This is a genomic window from Streptomyces sp. NPDC026515 (genome assembly GCF_055567595.1).
In genome coordinates, this window is record NZ_JBVHQD010000002.1 from 137609 (window position 1) to 162869 (window position 25261).

22 protein-coding genes are annotated in these 25261 nt (G+C 72.5%); 18 read left to right on the plus strand and 4 right to left on the minus strand.

Annotation, left to right across the window (positions count from 1 at the left end; genetic code table 11):
• Position 1 precedes the first annotated feature (1 nt).
• The 6 genes from ACZ4O3_RS04065 to ACZ4O3_RS04090 all read left to right on the plus strand — a co-directional run bounded on the left by ACZ4O3_RS04065 (position 2) and on the right by ACZ4O3_RS04090 (position 5322).
• Complete coding sequence (locus tag ACZ4O3_RS04065; RefSeq protein WP_467721314.1) at positions 2-829, plus strand: roadblock/LC7 domain-containing protein; 828 nt, start codon at positions 2-4, stop codon at positions 827-829.
• The gene (locus ACZ4O3_RS04070) at positions 822-1208 is read left to right on the plus strand and encodes a DUF742 domain-containing protein (protein ID WP_362721267.1); all 387 of its coding nucleotides are present in this window, start codon (positions 822-824) and stop codon (positions 1206-1208) included. The genes ACZ4O3_RS04065 and ACZ4O3_RS04070 overlap by 8 nt, the downstream gene beginning before the upstream one ends.
• 4 nt (positions 1209-1212) lie before the next feature.
• Positions 1213-1773: a GTP-binding protein gene (locus ACZ4O3_RS04075; protein ID WP_362721270.1), complete on the plus strand. Its 561-nt coding sequence runs from the start codon at positions 1213-1215 to the stop codon at positions 1771-1773.
• An 8-nt stretch (positions 1774-1781) separates the two neighbouring features.
• Positions 1782-3158 carry a cytochrome P450 family protein gene (locus ACZ4O3_RS04080; RefSeq protein ID WP_467721089.1) on the plus strand — a complete coding sequence of 459 codons (1377 nt, stop codon included), beginning with the start codon at positions 1782-1784 and terminating at the stop codon, positions 3156-3158.
• Between the two features lie 89 nt (positions 3159-3247).
• Positions 3248-4495 (plus strand): cytochrome P450, encoded by a 1248-nt coding sequence (locus ACZ4O3_RS04085; RefSeq protein WP_467721090.1) that lies wholly within the window; start codon positions 3248-3250, stop codon positions 4493-4495.
• A 71-nt stretch (positions 4496-4566) separates the two neighbouring features.
• A complete protein-coding gene (locus ACZ4O3_RS04090; RefSeq protein WP_467721091.1) occupies positions 4567-5322 on the plus strand; it encodes an enoyl-CoA hydratase/isomerase family protein in 756 nt (251 codons plus the stop codon).
• Between the two features lie 209 nt (positions 5323-5531).
• Here ACZ4O3_RS04090 and ACZ4O3_RS04095 read toward each other — a convergent pair whose 3' ends face one another.
• Together ACZ4O3_RS04095 and ACZ4O3_RS04100 are read right to left on the minus strand one after the other, a co-directional pair.
• Positions 5532-6854 carry a M14 family zinc carboxypeptidase gene (locus ACZ4O3_RS04095; protein ID WP_467721092.1) on the minus strand — a complete coding sequence of 441 codons (1323 nt, stop codon included), beginning with the start codon at positions 6852-6854 and terminating at the stop codon, positions 5532-5534.
• A gap of 10 nt (positions 6855-6864) precedes the next feature.
• Positions 6865-7041, minus strand: coding sequence for a hypothetical protein (locus ACZ4O3_RS04100; protein ID WP_362731559.1), 177 nt, complete (start codon positions 7039-7041; stop codon positions 6865-6867).
• Between the two features lie 31 nt (positions 7042-7072).
• On the opposite strand from ACZ4O3_RS04100, the gene ACZ4O3_RS04105 reads away from it, so the two are divergent.
• Both ACZ4O3_RS04105 and ACZ4O3_RS04110 read left to right on the plus strand, forming a co-directional pair.
• Positions 7073-8263, plus strand: a complete 1191-nt coding sequence (locus tag ACZ4O3_RS04105) for a HesA/MoeB/ThiF family protein (protein WP_467721093.1) — start codon at positions 7073-7075, stop codon at positions 8261-8263.
• A complete protein-coding gene (locus ACZ4O3_RS04110; RefSeq protein ID WP_467721094.1) occupies positions 8260-9483 on the plus strand; it encodes a hypothetical protein in 1224 nt (407 codons plus the stop codon). Before ACZ4O3_RS04105 ends, ACZ4O3_RS04110 begins: the two co-directional genes overlap by 4 nt.
• 184 nt (positions 9484-9667) lie before the next feature.
• Here ACZ4O3_RS04110 and ACZ4O3_RS04115 read toward each other — a convergent pair whose 3' ends face one another.
• Positions 9668-10669 (minus strand): LacI family DNA-binding transcriptional regulator, encoded by a 1002-nt coding sequence (locus ACZ4O3_RS04115; RefSeq protein ID WP_467721095.1) that lies wholly within the window; start codon positions 10667-10669, stop codon positions 9668-9670.
• A gap of 247 nt (positions 10670-10916) precedes the next feature.
• Between ACZ4O3_RS04115 and ACZ4O3_RS04120 the strand changes: the two genes are divergently transcribed.
• The 5 genes from ACZ4O3_RS04120 to ACZ4O3_RS04140 are packed head-to-tail and all read left to right on the plus strand — an operon-like array spanning position 10917 to position 19839.
• Positions 10917-12254 carry an ABC transporter substrate-binding protein gene (locus tag ACZ4O3_RS04120; protein ID WP_362731079.1) on the plus strand — a complete coding sequence of 446 codons (1338 nt, stop codon included), beginning with the start codon at positions 10917-10919 and terminating at the stop codon, positions 12252-12254.
• Between the two features lie 7 nt (positions 12255-12261).
• Positions 12262-13209, plus strand: a complete 948-nt coding sequence (locus ACZ4O3_RS04125; RefSeq protein WP_467721096.1) for a carbohydrate ABC transporter permease — start codon at positions 12262-12264, stop codon at positions 13207-13209.
• Between the two features lie 50 nt (positions 13210-13259).
• Positions 13260-14066: a carbohydrate ABC transporter permease gene (locus ACZ4O3_RS04130; protein WP_362728280.1), complete on the plus strand. Its 807-nt coding sequence runs from the start codon at positions 13260-13262 to the stop codon at positions 14064-14066.
• A gap of 23 nt (positions 14067-14089) precedes the next feature.
• Entirely contained in the window at positions 14090-16816 is a 2727-nt protein-coding gene (locus ACZ4O3_RS04135) for a glycoside hydrolase family 38 N-terminal domain-containing protein (RefSeq protein ID WP_467721097.1), read from the plus strand.
• Positions 16817-16854: 38 nt separating this feature from the next.
• Positions 16855-19839, plus strand: a complete 2985-nt coding sequence (locus ACZ4O3_RS04140; protein WP_467721099.1) for a glycoside hydrolase family 2 TIM barrel-domain containing protein — start codon at positions 16855-16857, stop codon at positions 19837-19839.
• A 158-nt stretch (positions 19840-19997) separates the two neighbouring features.
• Here the strand turns inward: ACZ4O3_RS04140 and ACZ4O3_RS04145 are convergent, their stop codons facing one another.
• Entirely contained in the window at positions 19998-21170 is a 1173-nt protein-coding gene (locus ACZ4O3_RS04145; protein WP_467721100.1) for a serpin family protein, read from the minus strand.
• A gap of 173 nt (positions 21171-21343) precedes the next feature.
• On the opposite strand from ACZ4O3_RS04145, the gene ACZ4O3_RS04150 reads away from it, so the two are divergent.
• The 5 genes from ACZ4O3_RS04150 to ACZ4O3_RS04170 all read left to right on the plus strand — a co-directional run bounded on the left by ACZ4O3_RS04150 (position 21344) and on the right by ACZ4O3_RS04170 (position 25073).
• Positions 21344-22561 carry a DUF4190 domain-containing protein gene (locus ACZ4O3_RS04150; RefSeq protein ID WP_467721101.1) on the plus strand — a complete coding sequence of 406 codons (1218 nt, stop codon included), beginning with the start codon at positions 21344-21346 and terminating at the stop codon, positions 22559-22561.
• Positions 22562-22708: 147 nt separating this feature from the next.
• The gene (locus ACZ4O3_RS04155; protein ID WP_384991131.1) at positions 22709-23461 is read left to right on the plus strand and encodes a GntR family transcriptional regulator; all 753 of its coding nucleotides are present in this window, start codon (positions 22709-22711) and stop codon (positions 23459-23461) included.
• Between the two features lie 302 nt (positions 23462-23763).
• Positions 23764-23964, plus strand: a complete 201-nt coding sequence (locus tag ACZ4O3_RS04160; RefSeq protein ID WP_362732701.1) for an SPOR domain-containing protein — start codon at positions 23764-23766, stop codon at positions 23962-23964.
• A 29-nt stretch (positions 23965-23993) separates the two neighbouring features.
• Positions 23994-24413, plus strand: coding sequence for a (deoxy)nucleoside triphosphate pyrophosphohydrolase (locus ACZ4O3_RS04165; RefSeq protein ID WP_384991133.1), 420 nt, complete (start codon positions 23994-23996; stop codon positions 24411-24413).
• A 243-nt stretch (positions 24414-24656) separates the two neighbouring features.
• Positions 24657-25073, plus strand: coding sequence for an ATP-binding protein (locus ACZ4O3_RS04170; RefSeq protein ID WP_362729373.1), 417 nt, complete (start codon positions 24657-24659; stop codon positions 25071-25073).
• Positions 25074-25261: the final 188 nt, after the last annotated feature.

Sequence of the window (25261 nt, forward strand, 5' to 3'; positions counted from 1 at the left end):
GATGGTCCAGGACATCGTGGACAACGTGCCCCGGGCACGGCACGCCGTGGTGCTGTCCGCAGACGGCATACCGCGCGGGGCCACGGACGGCCTGACCACCCAGGACGTGCGGACCATCTCCGCCGCCATGGCGGGGATGCAGTCGCTCAGCCGGGCCACCGGCCACTTCGCCGGACCCTCGCCGGAGCGGCGGTGGATCCAGACCGTCATCGAGTTCCAGCACGGCTGGGTGTTCCTGATCGGGGCCGGGCAGGGGGCCTACCTGGCCGCGGCCGCGGAGCCCGACGTCGACATGGAGCAGCTCTCGTTCCGTATGAACCGGCTGGTCTCCCGGCTGGGCAACAACCTCACGGCCCCGCCGCGGGTGACCGCCGGTGACGCGGTCCAGGCCGGGGAGGACCCCTCGCTGCCGCGTGACGGAGAGGGCGGGTCGCTCTTCGTTCTCGCGGAGCTGGACAAGGCCGTGGCCTCGGTGCCGGGCGCGCTGCACGCGCTGCTGCTCGGCGCCGACGGCCTGCCGCGCGGGGCGAGCGCGGGGATCGGCAGGAATCTCGCGGACACGATCTCGGCGGCCATGACCGGTATCCACGCGTACAGCCGGGCGACCGCACCGTTCGCGGGCGGGCAGCAGGACGACGAGTGGATCCAGACGGTCATCGAGTTCGAGCACGGCTGGGTGTTCCTGATCGCGGCCGGCGAGGGCGCCTTCCTCGCGGCGGCCGCCGAGCACGGCTGCGACATCGAGGAGTTCACCGTACGTCTGAGCGACACGATGCCCACGCTCACCGCGGGGCCGGGCGCTCGGGGAGGGAGGGCGGGCGATGCATGACGACCTGGACGACGAGCTGGAGCTGACGGCCCCATTAGTCCCACTCTTCGTCATCGCGCAGGGACGCGCGCTGCCCCGCGACAGCGAGTACGAGCACACCACCATCATCACGGCCCAGGACGGTGCCCTGGCGACCGCTCGTACGCTGGCCCCGGAGGCCCGTACGGTGCTGGACCTGATCGAGGTCGGCTTCCTTTCGGTTGCCGAGGTCGCCGCCCACACCCAACTGCCGCTGGGCATCATCCGCATCCTGCTCGCGCAGATGGCCGAGGACGGCCTGATCCATGTGCGGAATCCGGTGCCTCACGCCGAACGCCACGACCCCGTCCTGCTCACCGCCGTGCTCGACGGCCTGATGCGAATTCGAACCGGAGCGTAATCCCGTGTATCTGGATCCCGACGTCTCCCGCTCCGTGAAGGTCCTGGTCGTGGGCCACTTCGCGGTCGGGAAGACCACATACATCGGAAGTGTCTCCGAGATAGAGCCGCTCCAGACCGAAGAGGAGATCACCGAGGCCAGCGAGGGCCTCGACGACCTCTCCGAGACCCCGGACAAGACGACCACGACCGTGGCGATGGACTTCGGTCGTCTCACCCTCAGCGAGGACCTGGTCCTCTACATCTTCGGAACCCCCGGTCAGGAGCGGTTCAAGCAGATGTGGGAGGGGCTGTCCCGGGGTGCGCTGGGGGCGCTGGTCCTGGTGGACCCCGACCGGCTCGAGGAGACGTTCCCGGTCCTGGACCTGGTCGAGGCGTTCGGTCTGCCGTACGTCATCGGCGTCAACACCTTCGACGGGAAGAGCCAGTTCCCGTTGTCCGAGGTGTGCGAGGCGCTCAACATCTCCGAGGACACCCCGGTCATCGACTGCGACGTCCGTGACCAGGACTCCTCGATGCAGGCACTCATCACGCTCGTGAAGCACCTCTTGTCCTCACTCGGCTAGGAGCCAGCATGCAACAGCCCTTCGACACGGCCGGGATACCGGCCGGTTGCCCTGCACACGGCAACGTCCCGTTGTACGGGACGGACTTCGGCTCCGACCCCGAGAGCACGTACGCCCGGCTGCGCTCGCTGGGGGCCAGCGCCCCGGTCGACATCGCGCCGGGCGTCGAGGTCGAGCTGGTGACCAGTTACGACGCCGGCCTGTACATCCTGCAGAACCCGACGCTGTTCGTGCGGGACTCGCGCCGCTGGAACGCCCTGAACGAGGGCCGGGTGCCCGCGGACAGCCCGGCCCTGCCGATGATGGGCTACCGCCCCAACGCCCTGTTCAGCGACGGCGCCGCGCACGCCCGGCTGCGGCAGGCGGTCACCGACAGCCTCGCCACCGTCGACCAGGGCCGTCTCGTCCGGCTGACCCAGCAGTCGGCCGACTACCTGATCAGCCGTTTCAGCTCCGAGGCCCTCGGCCAGGCCGAGCTGATGGCCGCCTACGCCCAGCCGCTGCCCCTGCTGGTCTTCGGTGACCTGTTCGGCTGCCCGCCCGAGATCGGTGACCGCGTCATCGTCGGGATCACCGGCATCTTCCAGGGCACCCCGGGGGCCGACGAGACCCTGGGCGGCGCGCTCGCCGAGCTGATCGCCCTCAAGCGGCGGGAGCCCGGCGAGGATCTCACCACCCGGCTGATGGTGCACTCCGCCCGGCTGACCGACGAGGAGGTGCTCCACCAGCTCGTCACCCTGCTCTCCGGTGGAACCGCGCCCCTGACCGCATCGATCGGCACCAGCACCGCGCTGTACCTCAGCGACGACTGGCCGACCGGCCTGCCCGTCGAGGACGCGGTCGTCAAGACCCTGTGGAACTACGCGCCGATCGCCAACTACGCCGCCCACTACCCCACCCAGGACGTCGAGCTGGGCGACCGGACCCTCCGGGCGGGCGATCCGGTGCTGATCTCCTTCGCGGCCGCCAACACCGACCCGAGGCTGACCGAGCACCGCGAGAAGCTCAGCTCCAAGGCCCATCTGGCCTTTGGCGCCGGCCCGCACGCGTGCCCGGCCAAGGACCCGGCGTTCATGATCGCGGCGACGGCCGTCGAGTCCCTGCTCAACCGGCTGCCCGATGTCGAGATACGCGTCCCCTTCAAGGAGCTCGCGTGGGTGGCGACGCCGTGGAGCCGCTCGCTGGTGACCGTGCCCATCCGGTACACCCCCCGCACGGTGCGGCCCGCGGCCGCTACCAGGCCCGCGACCCCGGCCTCCGCCATGGCGGCGCAGTCGCCCGCCGACTACCCGCAGACGGCCTCGGCAGGGCGTCCGGTCCACGCCGCAGCGCGGCCCAAGGGCGGGCTGTTCAGCCGCTTCCGGGCCTGGGTGAATGGCGAGTGATGTAAGTAACCCTATGAAAGCAATGTGTTATTGGATGCTTCAATCGCTCGACGGGTACGGATGGCGGCTGGCAGAAAGGAGCCGTCATCGTGGGGAGTGTCACGACTCCGTCAGCGGACCGTCGGGCCGTCATCTCCCTGTTCTCCCGTCTTCGGACGGCTGAAGGACAGGCCGATCCCTTCCCTATCTACGCGGAACTCAGGGCGCGCGGCGGAGTCAGCCCCGCGCCCTGGGGTGGTCACCTCGTGACCAGTTACGGCACCTGTGACCAGGTACTGCGCAACGGTGCCTGGCTCGAACCGGACACCAGGTGGCGGGAGCAGCAGGGTGCGCGCACCCGCTGGAGCGCCCCTTCCTCCCGGGAGATCAGCCACACCCTGCCCGCGCTCAACCCTCCGGAGCACACCCGGGTGCGCCGGTCGGCGGGCACCTTCGACCGCACCACCATCGACCGGATCGGCCGCCGTGTGAGCCAGGTGGTCGACCGGCTCCTCGACACCCTGCACGAGCGACTGCGCGACGGGGAGGCCGACTTCGCGGCACTGGTGAGCGACGAACTTCCCGTCGCCACCATCGGCGACTGGCTCGGGCTGCCGAGCGCGGACTGGCCCCGCCTGCGTGAACTGACCCACGACCAGGTGTTCACCCAGGAGCTCCTCCCGAACGCCAGTCAGCTGGCCCGTTCCGACGCCGCCATGGCCGAGCTCCGTGCCTACTTCCTCGGCCTCGTGCGCGAGCGGCGCGGGCGCCCCGGCGACGATCCGGTCTCCGGCTGGATACGGACGTGGGACGAGCTCGAACCGGACCAGGACAAGGCCGACGAGGCGGTCTACTTCCTCGCCCTGTTCGTCCTGCTGGCGGCTCTGGAGACGACCGCGACGATGCTGTCGACCATGACTCTCCTGCTGGTGGAGGACCCCGGCCGCTGGCCCCTGCTCGCCGAACACCCGGACCTCGTGCCCGGGTTCGTCGAGGAGGCCCTGCGCTACGATCCGCCGACCCACGTGATCAGCCGGGTCGCCTCCCAGGACTGTCTCCTGGAGGACACCGAGGTCGGCGCCGGGGAGATGGTCCACCTCATGGTGGGCGCCGCCCACCGTGACCCGGCGCGGTTCGCCGGCCCCGACTCCTTCGACCCGCGGCGCAGGCCGACCCACCTGGCCTTCAGTGGAGGCATCCACTACTGCCTGGGCGCGCCTCTCGCCCGGCTGGAGGCGCAGACCCTGCTCCGCCACATGATCGCCCGCCTGCCGGGACTCACCCTGGTCCGCCGCCCCGCGCAGGCGTCCCGGGTGGCGTTCAGGCGCCTGCTGAACCTGGATGTATCGCTGACATGAACTCGCCAATAACATCCGCCTCCGCGTCCGAGCGCGCCCCCGTCCCAGAACTCGCGGACACGGCCGAGTCCGTGCCCGTACCCATAGCCCTCACCCTGACCGGTCCGGTCCTTCATGTCCGGCTCAATCCAGCCGCTCGGGACGACGTGCTGAGCGTCGCCGTCGTGGACGAGCTCATCGCCGTCCTCGACAGCCTCCACGAGCAGCCCGACATCCGCATCCTGGTGCTCTCCTCCCTGGGCGAGGACTTCTGCCTGGGAGCCGACCGCCTGGAGTACCAGGACGCCCTGGCCGCCGATCCGACCGGGACCACGGTGCGGCGTATCGCGGACAAGGCCCAGCGCCTGTGCCAGGCCCTGGAGAACACCCATGTCGTCACCATCGCCCGGCTGCACGGCAGGGTCGTCGGTGCCGGCCTGGCGCTCGCCGCCTACTGCGACCTCCGCGCGGGGGCGGACACCTGCCGCTTCCGCATGCCGGAGATCGGCCTCGGACTCGCCCCCGCCTGGGGCGGTGCCATGGGCCGTCTGATCACCGAGGCCGGTGCCGCCCGCATCCGTGAACTCATGCTCACCTGCGAGGACTTCGACGCCGAGGCGGCCCGTCGCCTCGGTCTCCTGCACAAGACCGTCCCCCTCGGCCAACTGGACGAGGCCGTCACCGCCTGGACCAGACCCCTCGCCCGGCGCTCGCCCCAGGCACTGGTCCTGACCAAACGGATGCTCACCGGTTACGCGAAAGCCGCCCGTACGGCCGACCCCGCCCTGCTCGACTCCCACCTCTTCGCCGCTCAACTCGCCCAGCACCGCGCGGCGACGGTCCCGTAGAAGAGTGCGTTCTCGTCCCCTCGCCCCGGCTCCGCCAGGGTGACGGCCGTGCCCGGCGGCACGGCCGAAGGCGACGTCCGGCTGTCGGCCGAGCCCGCGACCGCGGGCTCGGCGGGCAGCCCGCTCCGCCCCGGCCGGAAGGCGTCGAGCAGGGTCACGTGGACCAGGGCGCCGAGACCCGAGCCCGGCCGGGCCGTGCCCGGGGACCGTCACCGCGGTGCGGCCAGCGCGCTCTCGGCCGCCGCCAGGACCGTGCGGGTCTGGTGGGCCACCTGCCGGCGCACGGGGACCCAGTGCAGCCGCAGGGTTCTCGCGAACTCCGTGGACCAGGCGGTGAACAGGTCGTCCAGGTCGCGGCGCAGCCCCGGCGCGGCGGGGTCGGCCGCCGCCCCGAGCAGCCGTAGCAGCAGACCGGCGGCGCGCAGCGGCTGGCGGCGGGCCACGATGTCCAGGGCGCAGACCTGGGCCGTCGTCAGCCCCGGCGGATCGCCGGCCGCCTGCCGGGCGAGCGGTTCCCAGGAGCCCGCGACCAGGTCGTAGAGACCGTCGGCCATCCACTCAAGGACACGTCTGCGCGCGTCGTCGCGGGCCGCCGGCAGGAAGGGGCGCGCCTTGTCGAGGACGGCGGTCACCTGGCGCCCGCCGTCCCGTACCAGCCCGGCCAGGTCGTGCAGGGCGGCAGCGGGACCCGGGTGCGGGGACAGGTCGTCGGCCAGGTCCGTCGCCCACAGGGGTACTTCGACGATCGCCGTGACCCCGCCGTACCGCCCGGGTGCGCACCAGGTCGACACCGCGATGTTCTCGGACCCGGCCGCCAGCCGGGCGGCGCTCTCCGGCGGCGGCAGGACGTAGAGGCCGGGGCCGGGGTTCTCCCAGTACAGGGCGTCGAACGTGCCGCGCTGGAGCGGGATGCCGAGTGAGGCGGCGGACTCCTCGAACGGCGTGGCGAGGCGGGGGAGGGCGCGGGTCAGCTGGACCCAGGTGCCGCCCGCGTCGACGCTGTGCAGGGAGCACTGCAGGAGCGGCCGCAGTTCGTCGATGACGTCGAACAGGGCCTGGCTCTCCGGGAGGTGCCGGGACTCGATGGGGGCCCACTCCGGCTGTTCCGCCGCGACCGGACGGTAGGCGGCACGGTAGTAGTCGGCCGGGGTGCGGCCGGGCCGGGCCGTCGCCTCCTCGATGCCCTGGCTCAGCGCGGCGCCGTCCGGGTCCAGGCACAGGACGAGATCCCAGGTGACGAGGGAAAGGTCGGTCGCCGCGGCCGGCCGGCCGCTGTGCGCCGGGGATGTCGCCGGGGCGCTCAGCAGCCGTTCCGCCAGCGCGATCGCGGTCGTGCCGCCGACCGGTTCGTCGGGGTGCGGCCGGGCGACCACCAGGACGTGGTGCGGCCCGTGTCCCACGGACAGCATCAGGATCGGGCGGCCGGCCCGGGAGGCGCCGATCCGGCGCAGCCGGCCGGTCCCGGGGAACCGGGACACCAGCCGCCTCGCCGAGTCGGCGACTTCCGCGACCGTGAGGTAGCGGTCAGGCATCGGTGCCCGGTCAGCTGCCGCCGTTGCCACCGCTGTCGCCGGTGGTCTCCTTCTTGTCCAGCGGCCGGATCTCGATCTTGTTCGGCATGCCATCTCCTCCCGACGGTGGCCGTGGCGTGCGGTGATTGACGTGCTCTTGCCAGAGTTGGCCGTACCGGCAACCCTTGTCAACGTCCTTGGTCCACAAGCTGGTTGAGGCTCAGGAGATTGGCGCGAAAATGACCGTACCCGCGATGCGGCGGCCTCGGATCAAGCCGGAACACCGGGCCTACCGGACCGTCGACGGCCATGTGCGGATCGGGAGCGTCGTGCACGGCATCGGCGCCGAGGTCACGGATCCCGACGGCTGGGTGTGGACGCTGGTGGAGACCATGGACGGCACCCGCAGCGCCGCCGACATCGTCGCCGAGGTGGCCCGCCGCCATCCGGGACTGCGGCTGCCGGATCCGGACATCGCCCAGGCGATCACGGACCTGACGACGGCCGGGTACGTGGAGGACGCCGGTGCCGCGCCGCCCGCGGAGCTGTCCGAGCGGGAACGCGAGCGGTACGGCAGGGGGATGACCCTGCTGCGCTGGATGGACCTCCGGCCCCGGGAGAGCGCCTGGGAGCCGCAACTGCGGCTGCGCCGGGCCCGGGTGCTGCTGGTGGGCGTCGGGGGCACCGGCGGGACCGCGGCGCGGGACCTGGTGGCCTCCGGGGTGGGGCGCCTGCACTGCGTCGAACCGGACGTCGTCGAACTGTCCAACCTCAACCGGCAGACCCTCTTCGGCGAGCGCGACCTCGGCACGCCGAAGATCGACGCGGCGCTGACGGCGCTGCGCGCCCTGAACTCGGACACGACGGTCACCGGCGAACGCCGGGAGGTGCGCGGGCCCACGGACCTGGAAGAACTGCTGGCCGGCGGCCCCGGCGACGGCTCCGGGTACGACGTGCTGCTGCTGGCGGCCGACCGGCCCGCGGTGATCCGCAGGTGGGCCAACCAGGTCTGTCTGGCCACCGGGACGGCGTGGGCCGAGGCCGGGTACCGCGGTCCGCTGGTGAGTGTCGGGATGTTCAGGCCCGGCCGGGGCGCGTGCTGGGAGTGTCTGCGCAGCGCCGAGACCGAGCGGCGCGATCTGCGGCTCGCGCCCGGCCAGGACGAGGAGGCGGCCTCCCCCCGCATGCCGTGGAACCCGGTCAACGCGGTGACCGCGGGTCTGTCCGGCAGCCTGCTGGCCCATGCCGCGCTGACACTGCTGTGCGGGATCCCGCCGGTCGACCCCGGATGCCGGTTCGGCCTCAACCTCATGCTGCCCGGCGACCCCGTCACGCAACGCGCGGAGCGCCGCCCCGACTGCCCCGCCTGCGGAACCGCCGCTAGCGCCCGCACCGCCGGGCCGGCGCGGACGGCCGGGGGGTCCGCGTGACCGGTACGGCGGCGGTGGACCGGCCCCGGATCGAGCCGTCGACCCGCGTCGTGCTGCACGACCTCGGGATCCGGCGGGACCGGGACGAGTGGATCGTGGGCCGCATGGCCACCCGGACCTTCGTGGCCCTGCCCGCGGCCGGGGCCCGCGCGGTGGAACTCCTCGGCCAGGGGCTGAGCGTGGCCCGCACGACGGACCTGCTGCGGGAGGAGACCGGCGAGGAACTCGACGTCGAGGACTTCGTCCGCGACCTGGCGGCCCTGGGCTTCGTGGCGCGGATCGGGGACTGCCCGGTCCCGGACGCCGAACCGCCGCGTGCGTCCCTGCCGTGGCTGCGTCCGCGCACGGTCCGGTTCGCCCAGCACCCGGCGCTCGCGGTGGGCGTCGGACTGCTGCTGGCCGCCGCCGTCGCCGTCCTGGTCCACCGGCCCGACCTCATTCCGTGCTACCGCGACCTGCTGTGGAGCCCGCACGGCAGCCTCGTCCTGGTCACCGGGGCGGCGGCCGGGTGGGCGCTGCTGTTCGCCCACGAGCTGGCGCACCTGGTCACCGCCCGGGCCGCGGGCGTGCCGGGGCGGATGCGACTGGGCACCCGGCTGCAGTTCCTCGTCATGCAGACCGACATCAGCGGCATCGAACTCGCGCCCCGCCGCCTGAGGCTGACGGCCTACCTGGCCGGTATCGCCCTCAACCTGTCCGTCGCCTCGGCCCTGGTGCCGGTCCTCGCCCTGACGGACCCCGGGACGACGGCCCACCGGCTGCTGGCCGCGGCCCTGCTGCTGGCCCTGCTGCCACTGCCCTTCCAGTGCATGGTGTTCACGCGCACCGACCTCTACTTCGTCCTCCAGGACGTCACCGGCTGCCGGAACCTGTACGGCGACGGCCTCGCCTACGCCCGCTACCGGATCCGGCGGCTGCTGCGCGCCACCCGCCACGCCACCACCGACCCGAGCACCCGGCTGCCCCCGCACGAGCGCCGTGCCGTCCGCCTCTACAGCGTCGTCCTCGTGGCCGGCACGGCGGCCTGCCTGGCGTTCATGGCCGCCGTCACCCTTCCCGCCGACCTCACCCTGCTGGTCCGGGCGGCTCGCGGACTGGGCCCCGACCACGGCCTCGCGCGCAACGCCGACTCGGCGGCCGTGCTGGTCACCCTGGGCGGAGTCAACGTCCTGTGGCTGGTCACCCGCTGGCGCAACCGCCGCGCCCGCCGGTCCGCGTGAGGGGGGCGGGGTGCGGTCGTCGGGCGGCTGCGGGCCGGTGGGGGCCGTTCGCGCAGTTCCCCGCGCCCCTTGGGCCAGGACAGGCGGGCCCACCTTCTCGGGTGCGGGAACTGCGCGACAAGCCCCCACCGGGCCGCAGCGAGTCGACGACCGCGCCCCGCCCCCCTCACGCCCGGCCCGCCGGCTACGCCGACTCGCGCAGTCGCAGTTCCGCCCCCACCGCCAGCTCGTCGGGGCGCAGCGGGGCGGCGCCGGTCAGGAGCCTGGCCGTCTGTTCGACGGCGAGCGCTCCGAGCCGGCGGGTGTCCAGGGCCACCGTGGTCAGCGCCGGTTCGACGAGGGTGCCCAGGCCCAGGCCGTCGAAGCCCAGGACCGCGAGGTCCCCGGGGACCTGGCGGCCGAGCCGGCGGGCGCCCCGCAACGCGCCGAAGGCGATGATGTCGTTGAACGTGAACACGGCGGTCAGGTGCGGGTGCCGGGCCAGGAGTTCGAGGAGCGCGTGCTCGCCACCGTCCACGCTCTGGTCGGCGCGGGCCACCGAACCGGCGTCCAGCGCGCACGCGGACATCGCGGAGTCGAACCACTCGTGCCGGACGCTCGGCTCGGAGCGCTCCGCGTGGTCCAGCATGCCGATGTGCCGGTGTCCGGCCGCTGTCAGGTGCCTTATCGCCGCGTGCACGCCCGCCTCGCCGTCGATCCGGATCGAGCTGAACCGCTCGGTGGGGCGTTTGCGGTCGATGAGGACGACGGGCAGCCCCCGGGTGAGCCGCGCGATCTCGTCCTCGGCCAGGCTCAGATAGCCCACCACCGCGTCCACCTGGGAGGCGATCACCTCCAGGGTGCCCCGCTCCTCCTCGACATGGTCACCGGTGTCGTACACCACGACGTGCCAGCCGCGGCTCCGGGCCGCGTCCAGCGCGGCGGCGGCGACCTCGGTGAAGAACGGGTTGAGCAGATCGGGGATGACCAGTCCGACGCTGATCGTGTCCTGCCGCACCAGCCCGCGTGCGAACCGGCTCGGCCGGTAGCCCAGCTCCAGGGCGGCGTCCAGGACGCGCTGCTTCGTGGAGACGCCGATCTCGCCCTTGTCGTTGAGCGCGCGTGACACGGTCTGCCGGGACACTCCCGCGGCTTCGGCCACATCGTCGATCGTCACCCTGCGGGGTCCGGTCCCCGACGGCGCCATCACTCACCTCCGTGCAGTTGCCGACGCGGCCGCGTCGCAGGGACACCGAGTATGCCGGGTCCGACGTTTTGAGTCTTGACACTCCGGCGGACCGGAGCCCACACTCCCAATCACTTCCCGTTACCGCTCCCGTGAGCGCTCACGTTACCGCTCACGGAACCTGATTCCAACCAGAAGGCATCCGCCTCCAGGTGTCAACGTCGACCCGCCTGCCGACCTTCGCCAGGCGTTCTCTGGAACGGAAGACATGACCAGCACAGCCACACGCACCCGCCTCGCCGCCGCGGCCGCCACTGCGGGCATCGTCGTACTCGCCGGATGTTCCTCCTCCGGTACGTCGGACAAGGCGTCCTCCGCCTCGTCCTGCGCACCGGCGAAGGGCAAGGTCACCCTCCAGTACTGGAACACCGTTCCGGGCATGGACAAGGTCGTCGCCCTGTGGAACAAGCAGCACCCCGACGTCCAGGTCGAGACCAAGAACATCTCCAACGACCAGTACGGCACCCTCGGCAACGCCCTCAAGGCGGACAAGGCGCCGGACCTCGCCCAGGTCGGCTACGACGAACTGCCCAACCTGCGCACCCAGAACGCCTTCGTCGACGCCTCCGCCTGCAAGGCGGCCACCGCGGCCAAGTCGAAGTTCGTGCCCTGGACCTGGTCGCAGGCCAGCTTCGGCGGCACCGGGGTGTTCGCCCTGCCGCAGGACACCGGTCCGATGGCCCTGTTCGTGCGCACCGACATCTTCAAGAAGTACGGCGTGGCCGTCCCCACGACCTGGGACGAGTACGCCGCGGCGGCCGAGAAGCTGCACAAGGCGGACCCCGACCTCGACATCACGTTCTTCGACCCGAACAACGCCGAGTGGTTCAACGGCCTGCTCTGGCAGAACGACGCCCACATGTACGGCTACTCCGGCGACAAGTGGCAGGTCAGCGTCGAGTCGGCGCAGAGCAGGCAGGTCGCGGACTACTGGCAGAAGCTGATCTCCGGGAAGCTGGTGCGCACCGACCTCGCCAACGGGTCGACGCAGATGTACGCGGCGTACCAGAAGGACCAGATCGCCAGCTACGTCGGCGCCGCCTGGGGATACAGCATGTTCCGCGACAACCTGCCCAAGCAGGCCGGGAAGTGGTCGATCGTCCCGATGCCGACCTGGGGCGCGGGCGGCTCCTCCGGTGACTGGGGCGGCTCGACCGTCGCGTTCATGAAGGGCAGCAAGCACCTCTACGAGTCGGTCGAGTTCAACACCTGGCTGAACAGCGACCCGCAGGCGCTGGCGATGGAGAACGAGCTGGGCGGTCTCTACCCGGCGGCCCTCGACGGGCTGAAGCTGCCGGCGCTCTCCAAGGGCGTGCCGTACTACAACAACGAGAAGATCTTCGACGTCTTCGCGGACTCGTCCAAGAAGATCGACACCAGCTTCAGCTGGGGCCCCACCCAGAAGACGGTGAACCTCGCGCTCCAGGACGCGATGGCCAAGGCCGCGGCCGGTGACGGCGCCCTGACCGACGCGCTCGCCGCCGCCCAGGCCACCGCGCTGAAGTCGATGAAGGACCAGGCCATCCCGGCCGAGGCGGGCAAGTGACCGCCGTATGACCGACATCGCGCCCCGCCCCGCCGGCGTGGTGCTGCCGACCGGGGGCCGCCGCCGTCTCGACGGCGGCGGCCCCCGGCCGGGCACCATCGCCGCCTTCGTCGCCCCGTTCTTCCTGCCGTTCCTGCTCTTCTACCTGGTGCCGGTCTGCTACGCGCTGTGGCAGAGCTTCCGCGTGGTGCGCCGCAGCGGCGGACAGTACGGCACCTCGTACACGACCTTCGGCGGCTTCGAGCAGTACGGCCAGGTGTTCCGGAACACCGAGTTCTGGTCCAGCATCGGCCGGATCGGCCTGTTCGGCATCGTGCAGGTGCCGGTCATGCTGTTCGTCGCGCTGATCATCGCGCTGCTCCTGGACACCCCGCTGCTCAAGGTCAAGGCGTTCTTCCGGATCACCGCGTTCATGCCGTACGCGGTGCCCGGGGTGATCGCCGCGATCATGTGGTCGTACCTCTACTCGCCGCAGCTCAGCCCCGTCGTCGACCTGCTGGACAGCGTCGGGCTGCACCCCGACTTCCTCGGCCCGGGTGCCGTGCTCTGGTCGGCCGCGAACGTCTCCACCTGGCTGTGGACCGGCTACAACATGCTGATCATGTTCTCGGCGCTCCAGTCGATCCCGCAGGAGCTCTACGAGGCCGCGAAGATCGACGGCGCCTCCAACTGGACGATCGCCTGGCGGGTCAAGGTACCGATCATCGCCCCGTCGATCGTCCTGACCACGGTGTTCTCGATCATCGGCACGTTGCAGCTGTACGCCGAGCCCGCCGTGCTGCGGCAGATCTCCTCGAACATCTCCAGCACGTTCACCCCGAACATGCTCGCCTACACGGTGGCCTCCGGGAACAACTACCAGCAGGCAGCCGCCATCTCCGTCGTCATCGCCGTCATCACCTTCGTCTTGAGCTTCGGGTTCATGCGACTGACCTCGAAGAAGGCCGGACTGTGAGCAACCACCCCACCGTGATCAAAGAGAGCCGCGTCAGCCGTACCGCAGCCATGGGCCTGATGCTGCTGCTGGCCGTCTACTTCCTGCTGCCGGTCTACTTCCTGGTCGTCGCGGCGACCAAGCCGCAGGGCGACCTCGCCACCACCAACGGGCTGGCGTTCTCGCACTTCGACCTCTTCGACAACCTGCACGTCCTGTTCACCCGCAGCGACGGCATCTTCGGCCGCTGGGCCCTGAACACCGTGATCTACGCGGTGCTGGGCGCGGCCGTCGGCACCCTGATCTCCGCGCTGTGCGGCTACGCCCTCGCCAAGTTCCGTTTCCGCGGCCGGGAGTTCCTGTTCTCCGTCATCCTCGGCGGAGTCCTGGTGCCCACCACCGCGCTCGCCCTGCCGCTGTTCCTGCTGTTCTCGGCGACCGGGCTGGTCAACACCTACTTCGCGGTGTTCCTGCCGAGCATCGTCAGCCCGTTCGGCGTCTACCTGGCGCGGATCTTCGCCAACGCGGCGGTCCCGCAGGAGCTGATCGAGTCGGCGCGGCTGGACGGGGCGGGCGAGTTCCGGACGTTCTTCTCGGTGGCGTTCCGGCTGATGACCCCGGCCCTGGTGACCATCTTCCTGTTCCAGTTCGTGGCCATCTGGAACAACTTCTTCCTGCCGATGGTGATGCTGCAGAAGGAGTCCCTGTTCCCGATCACGCTCGGCCTGTACGAGTGGAACGGCCAGACCGCCCGCGCCCCGGCGCTCCAGCAGTCCATCATCACCGGCTCACTGGTGTCGATCGTGCCCGTGATCATCGTGTTCATCCTGCTCCAGCGCTTCTGGCGGACCGGCCTCGCCGCCGGCTCCCTCAAGTGACCACCCGGAAGGTACCTCCCGTCATGCCCGACTCCGCCGTCTTCGTGCCCCACTTCCACTGGGACCGCGAGTGGTACGAGCCGTTCCAGGTGTTCCGGCACCGACTCGTCACCGCCCTCGACACCGTGCTCGCCACCGCCGACGCCGACCCGGACTTCCGGTTCACCGTCGACGGGCAGATGGCCGCGGTCGAGGACTACCTGGAGATGCGCCCGGAGAACCGCGACCGGGTCGCCGCCCTGGTCCGCGAGGGCCGGCTGGCCGTCGGGCCCTGGCTGATCCTGCTCGACGAGTTCCTCTGCACCGGCGAGACCATCGTCCGCAACCTCCAGATGGGCTGGGCGGCCGCGGAGCGGCTCGGCGGGGCCATGCCCATCGGCTACCTGCCCGACATGTTCGGCCACGTCGCGCAGATGCCGCAGATCCTGGCCCGCGCCGGCATCGAGCACGCGGCCCTGTGGCGCGGAGTGCCCGGCTCGGTCGACGGCCACGCCTTCCGCTGGCGCGCCCCCGACGGTTCCGAGGTCCGCACCGAGTTCCTCTTCGACGGGTACGACAACGGACTCGACGTCCTGCTGGTACCGGACCGGATCCGGCAGGCGCTCGCCGAGTACGCCGAGCAGACCGCCGGACGCTGGGGCGGCGACCCGCTCCTGGCCATGGCCGGCACCGACCACAACGCGCCCGACCCGAAGCTGGCGGACTGGCTGCGGCGGGCCTCCGGCGAGCAGCGGCCGATCACCGTCGCCACGCTCGACGAGTACCTCCGGGGGCACGTACGCGACGAGGTGACCGCCGTCGTCACCGGTGAGCTGCGCAGCCATGTCCGGGGCAACATCCTGCCGGGCGTGCTGTCCGTGCGGCTCGGGCTCAAGCAGCGGATGGCCCTCGCCGAGCGGACCGTCGACCACGCCGAGCGGATGAACGCCCTGTGGTCCCGGCGCGACGAGTCGCACTTCCTCGCCCTCGCCTGGCACAAGATCGTCGAGTCGACGGCCCACGACTCGGTGGTCGGCTCCGGCACCGACGAGACCTGCGACCAGGTCGCCGCCCGCCTCGCCGAGGCCGCGCAGACCGCCCGCGCGGTCCGGGACGCGGCCCTCGCCGAGCCCGCCGCCCTGGTCCCGAGCGACGGCCACCTGGTCGCCAACCCGCTGCCCGTGCCCCGTACCGCACTGGTCGAGGTGGACGTCGTCGCCGCCCCCGAGGGGCGCACGCTGGTCGCCACCACCGCCGACGGCTCCACGCACCCCGTCCAGCTGGTCTCCGAGGCACCCACCGTGCTCAGCGACGAGCGGCACGACGCCTCGCAGCTCGAACGCGTACTGCGCCGCATCCACCGCCGGGAGCTGTTCGGCCTGCTCATCGACCACTACGAACTCACCCCGAACTCCCTGGTCTTCCACCTCGCCGAGGCGCCGGACGGACCCTTCGACCTGATGACCCTGCGCGGCGAGGTCGCCGCCGCCGCGGCCGCCCACCCGGGGGAGTGGCGGGTGCGCACCCTGGCCCAGGCCCGGGCCACCGCGGTGGTGGCCGTGCCCGTCCCCGCCGCCGGACTGGCCGCCTTCCGGGTCGAGCCGGCCGACCGCCCCACCGACCTGGCCGCGCGGCCGGTGACGGCGGCATCCGACCGCCTCGCCAACGGCCTGGTCGAGGTCACCGTGGCCGCCGACGGCACCCTGGAGGTGGCCGGACGTGACGGCACCGTCCTGTCCGGGGTCGGCCGGCTGGTCGACGGCGGCGACCGGGGCGACAGCTACAACTACGCCCCGCCCGCCCACGACGTCCTCGTCTCCGAGCCGGCCCGGGTCGGCGTCGAACTCCTGGACCGGGGCCCGCTGCGGGCCAGGCTGCGGGTCACCCGCGTCTACGACTGGCCGGCCGCGCTCGCCACGGAGGACCGGGACCGGCGGGACGGCCGTACCGTCGCGACCCCCGTGGACATGGTGGTGGAGCTCCGCGCGGGCGAGCCGTTCGTCCGGATCTCCACCGCGTTCCTCAACCGGAGCGCCGACCACCGGCTGCGCTTCCACGTGCCGCTGCCCGAACCCGTCACGGCCTCCGCGTCGGCCGGGCAGTTCGCCGTCACCGAACGCGGGCTGACCGCCGAGGGCGGCTGGGGCGAGTACCCCCTGCCGACCTTCCCGGCGAGCTCCTTCGTGTCGGCGGGGCCGGCCACCGTCCTGCTGGACCACTCCGCCGAGTACGAAATCGTCGACGGCGGCTCCGCCCTGGCCCTCACCCTGCTGCGCGCCATCGGCTCGATCAGTGTCAACCTGCACCCCCTGCGCGACGAACCCGCGGCGAGCGAGATCCCCGTCCCCGGCGCCCAGGACCTGGGCATGCGCATCGAGAACCGGTTCGCCGTGCTGCCCTCGGCGGGCGGCTGGCGGGGCGCGGACGCGGTCGCGCTCGCCGAGGAGTTCAGGGCCGGCGTCCTGGTCACCCGCGGCACCGCGCCCGGCGGCGGCGGGCTGCCCCCCGACGCGGCCGGCGTGCGGGTCGAGGGCCGGGACGTCCAGGTGTCCAGCATCCGCCGCGTCACCGACCCCGAGCACGGGCCCGGCACCGAGGTGCGGCTCGCCGCGCTGCGCGACACCGCGACGGAGGTCCGGGTGACCGGCGCCTTCACCGAAGCCGGGACCGTCGACCTGCTCGGCCGGCCGATCGCCGCGGAACCGGTGACGGAGGACGGGCTCACCCTCTCCCTCGGCCCCTGGGAGATCCGCACCGTCGTCCTCCGCTAGCGGCACAACACCCCCCTCATCCAGAAAGTTGTGAACTCTTGCCCTCCGAGCACTCCGCGTACGTATCGGACACCGCTCCCTGGCGTGGCGCCCTGCGCCCGGCCCGCTCGTGGCTGCACTCCGACGCCCCCGCCCTGTCGCTGAACGGAAACTGGCGCTTCAGGCTGTCGCCGACGGCGGCCGTCGCCGAGGAGTTCGCGGCCGAGGACTACGACGACCACGGCTGGGACGGCATCCCGGTGCCCGCGCACTGGGTGCTGGAGGGCGACGGCGCCTACGGCCGGCCGATCTACACCAACATCCAGTTCCCCTTCCCGATCGACCCGCCGCACGTGCCCGACGAGAACCCCACCGGCGACTACCGCCGCCACTTCGTCCTCCCCGAGGACTGGCCGGACGCCGAGCGGGTGCTGCTGCGCTTCGACGGTGTGGAGTCGCTGTTCAAGGTGTGGGTGAACGGCGTCGAGATCGGCAGCGCGAGCGGCAGCCGGCTCGCCCACGAGTTCGACGTGACCTCCGCGGTCCGCCCCGGTGACAACGTCGTCGCCGTCCGGGTGCACCAGTGGTCGGCCGCCAGCTACCTGGAGGACCAGGACCAGTGGTGGCTGCCCGGCATCTTCCGGGACGTCACCCTGCTCGCCCGCCCCGTCGGCGGCGTCGAGGACGTCTGGCTGCGCCCCGGCTACGCCGGCGGACACGGCCGGATCGACCCCGAGATCACCGCCGGCGCCGGCGCGTTCCCCGTCACCCTGCGTATCCCCGAACTGGGCGTCGAGCGGGTCTGGCAGACGCCGGCCGACGTGACGCCCCTCGACGTCCCGGGCGTGGAGCCGTGGTCGGCCGAGGAACCCCGGCTGTACGACGTCACCGTGGCGTCGGCCGCCGAGACCATAGCCCTGCGGGTGGGTTTCCGTACCGTCGAGATCCGTGGTGACCGTTTCCTGGTCAACGGCCGCCGGGTCGTCTTCCACGGCATGAACCGGCACGAGGCGCACCCCGAGCGCGGCCGGGTCTTCGACGAGGCGCACGCCCGCGAGGACCTGGCGCGGATGAAGCGGTTCAACGTGAACGCCATCCGCACCAGCCACTACCCGCCGCACCCCCGGCTGCTCGACCTCGCCGACGAACTCGGCTTCTGGGTCGTCCTCGAGTGCGACCTGGAGACCCACGGCTTCGACAACGTGGGCTGGCACGGGAACCCGACCGACGACCCGGCCTGGCGCGCGGCCTGCCTCGACCGCATCGAGCGCACCGTCGAGCGCGACAAGAACCACCCCGGCGTCGTCATGTGGTCGCTCGGCAACGAGGCCGGGACCGGCGCCAACCTCGCTGCCATGTCGGCCTGGGTGCACGCCCGCGACCCCGAGCGTCCCGTGCACTACGAGGGCGACTACACCGGCGAGTACACCGACGTCTACTCGCGGATGTACGCGACCGTCCCCGAGACCGAGCAGATCGGTACGGACGGCTCCCGCGCCCCGCTGCTCGGCTGCACCCCCGCGCAGGGCGCCCGGCAGCGCACCAGGCCGTTCCTGCTGTGCGAGTACGCCCACGCGATGGGCAACGGACCCGGCGCCCTCGACCAGTACGAGGAACTGGTCCACCGGCACCCGCGGCTGCACGGCGGCTTCGTCTGGGAGTGGCGCGACCACGGCATCCTGGCCAGGACCCCGGACGGGACGCCCTACTACGCCTACGGCGGCGACTTCGGGGAGGTCGTGCACGACGGCAACTTCGTCATGGACGGCATGGTGCTGAGCGACGACGTGCCGACCCCCGGCCTCCACGAGTTCAAGGCGGTCGTGCAGCCGATCCGCTTCGCCGTCGACGGCGACCGGCTCACGGTCACCAACCTGCGGCACTCCGCCGACACCGCCGACCTGCTCTTCCGCTGGCGGGCCGAGCACGACGGCGTCCTCGTGGCGTCCGGGGACCTGAAGGTCGCGCCGGTGGCCGCGGGCGAGTCGGGGCGGGTGCCGCTGCCGGCGGTCCCGGTGGCGCCGGACGCCGAGACCTGGCTGACGGTCGAGGCGGTGCTGGCCGCGGAGACCTCCTGGGCGCCCGCGGGACACGAGGTGGCCACCGCCCAGCTGGACCGCTCGGTACGGCGGCCGGTGCCCGCCGTCCGGCGCCGGACCGGCTGGCGGCCGGACGAGGGCACACTCGCCCTCGGCATCGCCGAGTTCACCGGCGGTTCCCTCACCCGCCTCGGCGGACGCGCCGTCACCGGGCCGCGGCTGGAGCTGTTCCGGGCGCCGACCGACAACGACGAGGGCACCTCCGACCGGCTGGAGGGCAGCGACGACGCCCTGCCCGAGGTGTCCAGCGCCGAGCTGTGGCGCCGCGCCGGACTCGACCGGCTGACGACACGGCGGACCGGCGTGGCACGGACCGATGAGGCCCTGCGTACCGTCGACCGGGTCTCCGCCGCGCACTCCGGGCTGTCGGTGACCGTGGAGTCGGTCTGGACGGTCGAGGACGGCGAGCTGGAACTGCGCGTGGAGATCGAGCCCTCGCGGGGCTGGACGACGGTCTGGCCGCGGATCGGGGTGAGCTTCGAACTGCCGGACGGAACGGCCCCGGTGGACGGCGCCGACTGGTTCGGCCTGGGCCCGCACGAGTCCTACCCGGACAGCCTCCGCGCGGCCCGCACCGGCCGCTTCTCCGCCGCCGTCGCGGACCTCGCGGCCGGATACGCCCGCCCCCAGGAGACCGGCCACCGCTCCGGGCTCCGCCGCCTCACCCTGACCAGCGCCGACACCGCGGTACTGCACGTCACGGCGCTCCCCGACACCCGGGGACGGCGCCCCGGCTTCACCCTGGCCCGGCACACCCCCCAGCAGCTCGCCCGGGCCGCCCACCCCTTCGAACTCCCGGAGTCCACCACCAGCCACCTGATCATCGACGCGGCCCAGCACGGTCTCGGCTCCCGGGCCTGCGGACCGGACGTGTGGCCCGAGTTCGCCCTGCGCCCGGAGGCCCGCACGATCAGGCTGCGCATCACCGAGGGGGTACGCGGGTGAGGTGAACCCGTCCCGGAGACCGGGCGCCCGCCGAGGCCGCACCCGCCGCGGACGACACCGTCGTGGGCGCGGCCCGGCGCCCCGGGCCACCGCAGGACCCGGCCGCGCCCGCCCGGGGCGGCACCCGCGAGGACCCGCCACGGTTGCGGAGCCGGCGCTCAGCCCGCCGCCGTCGGGTCCGTCACCCAGCCCGCCGCCAGGATCAGGCGGCTGTCGCGGTGCACGGCCAGGAAGCCGAACGGGCGGTCGAAGGTGGCCCGCACGACCGTCGACTCGTGCCGGTGCCGCGGCGGGCCGCCGCCCGGCGCCGCGAGGACGGCCGTCACCGCCGCGGCCCGGAACCCCAGCGGCCCGAACTCGGCGACGGCGGACTGCCCGGCCGCCCCGATGGCCAGCGGCGCGGCGCTGATCCCGGGGAAGTGCCCCTCGCGGGCGTCGGCGGCCGTGGAGAGCCCGAACAGGCCGTGCAGTTGCAGGAGATCGTGGTCCGCGCGCACCTGGAAGCCGACGGTCGTCACATCCAGCCGTACCGGGTCGGGGGTGGCCGACGGCAGCCGCTCCACGGCCACCCCGGGTCCCGCCGGACCGTAGGGGAGCCGGCCGCCGGTCGTCACCGGCAGGGTGCGTTCCAGGACGCCTATGCCGGTGTGCAGCACCTGGCCGGGCGCCATCCCCTCCTCGCCGAGCAGCAGATGCACGTCCAGGGCGTTGCCGCCCGGCACCTTCAGCGTCGTGACGCGGCCGTCCGGGCCCGCGGCCACCCCGATCCGGTCCGGCCGTACGCTGCTGCGCCGCAGGCCCGCCAGAGTGCGGTCCCGCCAGGGGCCCGAGCCGGGCCGCAGCACGGTCTCCAGGAACGGCTGCCGCCACTCCGTGTGCAGGGCCAGCGCGGTCGCGAGCACCATCCGGGCGCTCTCGGCCAGCCTGACCGGCATCCGCTCGACCAGCCCCTCGGTGCGCTCGGCCGCCCATGCGTCCAGCGCCTCCTGGGAGGCCGCGGGGTCGGCGGCCAGCACCCCGTGCGCGTCGGCGGGCAGCCCCGCCGCCCACCGCCCGTCCAGTTCCAGCGCACGGTCGGTCCACAGTCCGAGGGCCGCCCCGACACCGTGCATCGAGGCGAGCCCGCCGAGTAACTCCCGCGCACCGGCCGCCGCCTGGTCGGCTTGCAGCCCCACGGCACGGGTCAGTTCGTCCCGGGCGGGGCCCGCGGCGCCTTCGGCCAGGAAGGCCAGCAGCGGCCAGACACCGGCGGCCGAGAAGACCGTGCCCTGTCTGGTCCGCTGCGCCCATGCCGCGGTGAGCGCGTTGACAGCGCTGACGGTCTCGTTCATTCGTCGTCCCCCCAGGAGTACTCGGCCGGTCGAAGCGGGCGCCGACCCCGGACGGTGGCGCGCACGGCCCTCATTCCGCCCCCGTTGACGGCGCGCTTACGATGCGCGCAGTCGTACATCAGTTCAGCCGTGCGTTTCACGCGGCCAGACGCCCCCTCAGGAGCACGGTACCGGTGTCCATACCTCCGCCTCCCGGCCCCCAGCAGCCACAAGGGCCCTACCAGCCGCCCCGGACGGGCCCGCCGCAGTACCCGCAGTACCCGCAGGGTCCGTACGGACAGCAGCCGCCGTACCCCTCGCCGTACCAGCCCTGGGGTCAGGGCTACAGCCCCTACGTCGTGCCCGCGCCGGTCAACGGCCTCGCCATCGCCTCCCTCGTGCTCGGACTGCTGTGCTGTCTGCCGGGGGTGGGGCTGGTGCTCGGACTGGTCGCGCTGAGCCAGATCCGCAGGCGCGGTGAGCGCGGCAGGGCGATGGCGGTCGTCGGCTCGGTGTTCTCCGGAATCGGGCTGGCCGTGTGGGTGCTGGTGCTGGCCACCGGCGGCGCCGGCGACTTCTGGGAGGGCGTCAAGGAGGGCGCGAGCGAGAGCTCCAGCCTCTCGCTGTCCACCGGCGACTGCTTCGACACCCCCGACGGCTCCCTGAACGGCGACCTCGTCACCGACGTCACGCACGTCGGCTGCGACGACGCCCACGACGGCGAGGTCTTCGCCACCTACGACCTCAAGGGCGCCGACTACCCGGGTGACGACGCGTCCGGCGAGACGGCGGACCGCCGCTGCTACGCCCTGGAGGACACCTACGCCTTCGACCTCTGGCTGGTCCCCGACGACGTCGCCGTGTACTACTTCACGCCCAGCGAGGACAGTTGGGCCGCGGGGGACCGCAGCGTCGTCTGCGCCTTCGGCAGTGCCACGGAGGGGGAGAAGCTCACCAGTTCCTACCACGACGACGCCGGCTCCTACAGTCCCGAACAGGTCGCCTACCTCAAGGCCGCGCACGTCCTGAACGCCGCCCTGGACTCCGCGCCGGACGCCGAGTACGTCGAGGACGACCTGCCGGGGAACAAGGCGTGGGCGGGCCGGGTGGCCACGGCGCTCGGCAAGCAGTCGGCGATGCTGCGCTCGTACGAGTGGACCGCCGCCACCGGCCGGCCGGTCCGCGCCCTCGCCGCCGACCTCGACAAGGCGCGCGTCGAGTGGGCCAAGGCGGCGAAGGCGGCGGACGTCGACACCTTCTACGCGCACTATGACAAGGGGTACAAGCTGATCGACCCGCACCGCGCGGTGACCGTACGCGATGCTCTGGGCCTCTTCGCCACCCCGCCCGCGTACGGCGACGGAGGCGGCGAGTCCGGCAGCGGAGGAAGTGGCTCCGGCATGCAGGTGTGAGCGCGGCCATAGCGGGGAGAAAGTGCCTGCGTAAAGCGTTCCCCGGCCGTATGTCATCACATCGAGTGATTCTCTGGCCTTTGCTTGCGTGGCGGAACCCACGGTTGCCAGGCTGTTGCTGTCTGTACAACCTGATGGGAGCGGCCAGTGACTTTCGGTGAGCAGCCGGCGTATCTGCGTGTCGCGGGTGATCTCCGTAAGAAGATCGTCGACGGTTCGCTGCCACCGCACACCCGGCTCCCCTCCCAGGCCCGCATCCGCGAGGAGTACGGCGTCTCCGACACCGTCGCCCTGGAGGCCCGCAAGGTGCTGATGGCCGAGGGGCTGGTCGAGGGCCGCTCCGGCTCCGGGACCTACGTGCGGGAGCGGCCGGTGCCCCGCCGGGTGGCCCGCTCCGGGTTCCGGCCGGTCGGCGGCGCCACCCCGTTCCGGCAGGAGCAGTCCGAGGCGGCCGCGCGCGGCACCTGGGAGTCCAGCAGTGAGCAGGCCGTGGCCGGCGCCGTGATCGCCGACCGGCTCGGCATCCAGGCCGGGGACCGGGTGATGCGCACCCGGTACCTGTTCCGGGACGCGGGCGAGCCGATGATGCTCTCCACCTCCTGGGAGCCCCTCGCGGTCACCGGCCGCACCCCCGTGATGCTGCCCGAGGAGGGGCCCCTGGGAGGCATGGGCGTCGTCGAGCGGATGCGGGCCATCGACGTCATCGTGGACAACGTCACCGAGGAGGTCGGTGCCCGCCCCGGCCTCGCCGAGGAGCTGCTCACCCTGGGCGGTGTCCCCGGCCACGTGGTCCTGGTGATCCAGCGGACGTACTACGCCTCCGGCCGCCCGGTGGAGACGGCTGACGTCGTCATCCCGGCCGACCGGTACCGTGCCGCGTACCACCTGCCCGTGAAGTAGCGCACACCCTTGCGATAGTTGACGCCTTCACCGTCTCTGTCGGGATCTCGGACCGGCCGTTGCGATCCGGCCGTTCTCCCAGGTGGTCCGGGCTGTCCGCGGCATGCCTCCGACGGGAGGTGCCCGCTGTGCGCACGGCGCATTCGTCATCGTGCGCCCCCACCGTTCTGGCTGGTTGCGTACCTCTTTGTGAAAAGCCGTATTCGCTGCGTAAAGGTTAGGCGTACGCTCGGGCATATGCGGAGTGCGGTTTCCTTAGCGGGGTGGGGATGGGCGGGAGCCGGGAGAGACGGAGGGGTGCGATGACGGAAGGCACGGTCTCTCTCCCCTGGCTCGTCATACGGCAGGACGACAACGGCAATCGCTACCGCGTCGGCCGGTACGCGACCCGGGCCGAGGCGCAGAAGATCGCCGACAGTCTCGACGACCGCGGACACAAGCAGCTCTACTGGGTCGAGCGCATCGGCTTCGGCAACGGCAGCGGGGACGGCACGCGCAACTGACCCCGCACCGCCTCCCGTAGGCTCCGGCCATGAGCGAACGGATCGTGGTGGTCGGGGCCGCCCTGCTCGACGCCGGCCGCCTCCTCGCGGCCCGCCGCAGCGCACCCCCGGAGCTGGCCGGCCGCTGGGAACTGCCCGGTGGCAAGGTCGAGCCCGGCGAGACCCCCGAACAGGCCCTGGCGCGCGAACTGCACGAGGAGTTGGGCGTGCGGGCGCAGGTGCTGGCGCGGGTGCCCGGCGAGTGGCCGCTGCGGGAGCCGTACGCCCTCCAGGTGTGGACCGCCCGCCTGCGCCCCGCCTCCGCCGCCCCCGCGCCCCTCCAGGACCACGACGAGCTGCGCTGGCTGGCCCCGGACGAACTCTGGTCCGTGGACTGGCTGGACCAGGACGTCCCGGCGGTGCGCGAGGTGGCCGACCGGTTGAGTACGGGGCGAAGCCCCGAGGCATAGGGGCGCGGGGCCGTACGGGACGTACGGCCTGCCGCCGCGCGGGCGCGACCGGCGACGGCGCGGTCGCAGCCGCCCGGCACCCGCACCCCCTGCGCCCGGGCGGCGCTCGGCCACCCCGGCGTAAGCCGTTCGTCCCACAGTGCGCCCTCCCGTGCGGTACTGCCCCCCAGTAATCGGGTATGTGCCCATTAACCCCATGAAACCGGACAGAGCCGGGCTCGTAACCGGGGAAGCGACTGGGAAGTGATCGGTGTGATCGACACCGAAGGTGACACCGTCGAGTGGACCTTTCCCGCGGAACCGGGCGCCGTGCGCACCGCCCGGACCGCGGTCCGTGACCAACTGACCGGCTGGGGCCTCGGCACCCTCGCCGACATCACCGCACTGCTGGTCAGCGAGTTGGTGACCAACTCGCTCCGGCACGCCACCGGCCCCATCGGTGTCCGCCTGGTACGCCCCGCCGACCTCGGCCGTACCCTCCGGGTGGAGGTCTCCGACCCGCTCCCGGACCCGCCCCGCGAACGCGCCGCCAGCCCCGACGACGAGAGCGGCCGCGGCCTCCAGCTGGTCGCCGGTTCCTCGTGGAGGTGGGGGACCCGGCCCGGCGACACCGGCAAGACGGTCTGGTTCGAGCTCGCGGTGCCCGACCTGGCGGGGTGAACGGGGTGTACACGCAGTGCTACGCCGTCCACTCCCGGGAGTGGCCGGGGAATGGGCACCGGAGTGGGTGGTTCGAGGGCGTGTTCCCTGGTTAGAAGACTGGAAGTGTTGTCACGGCCCGGTCCGGAAACAGTCGGGACCGTGCTGTGATCGTGAACACCGTGTCAGGCGGCGCCGTAGTGCTGGAT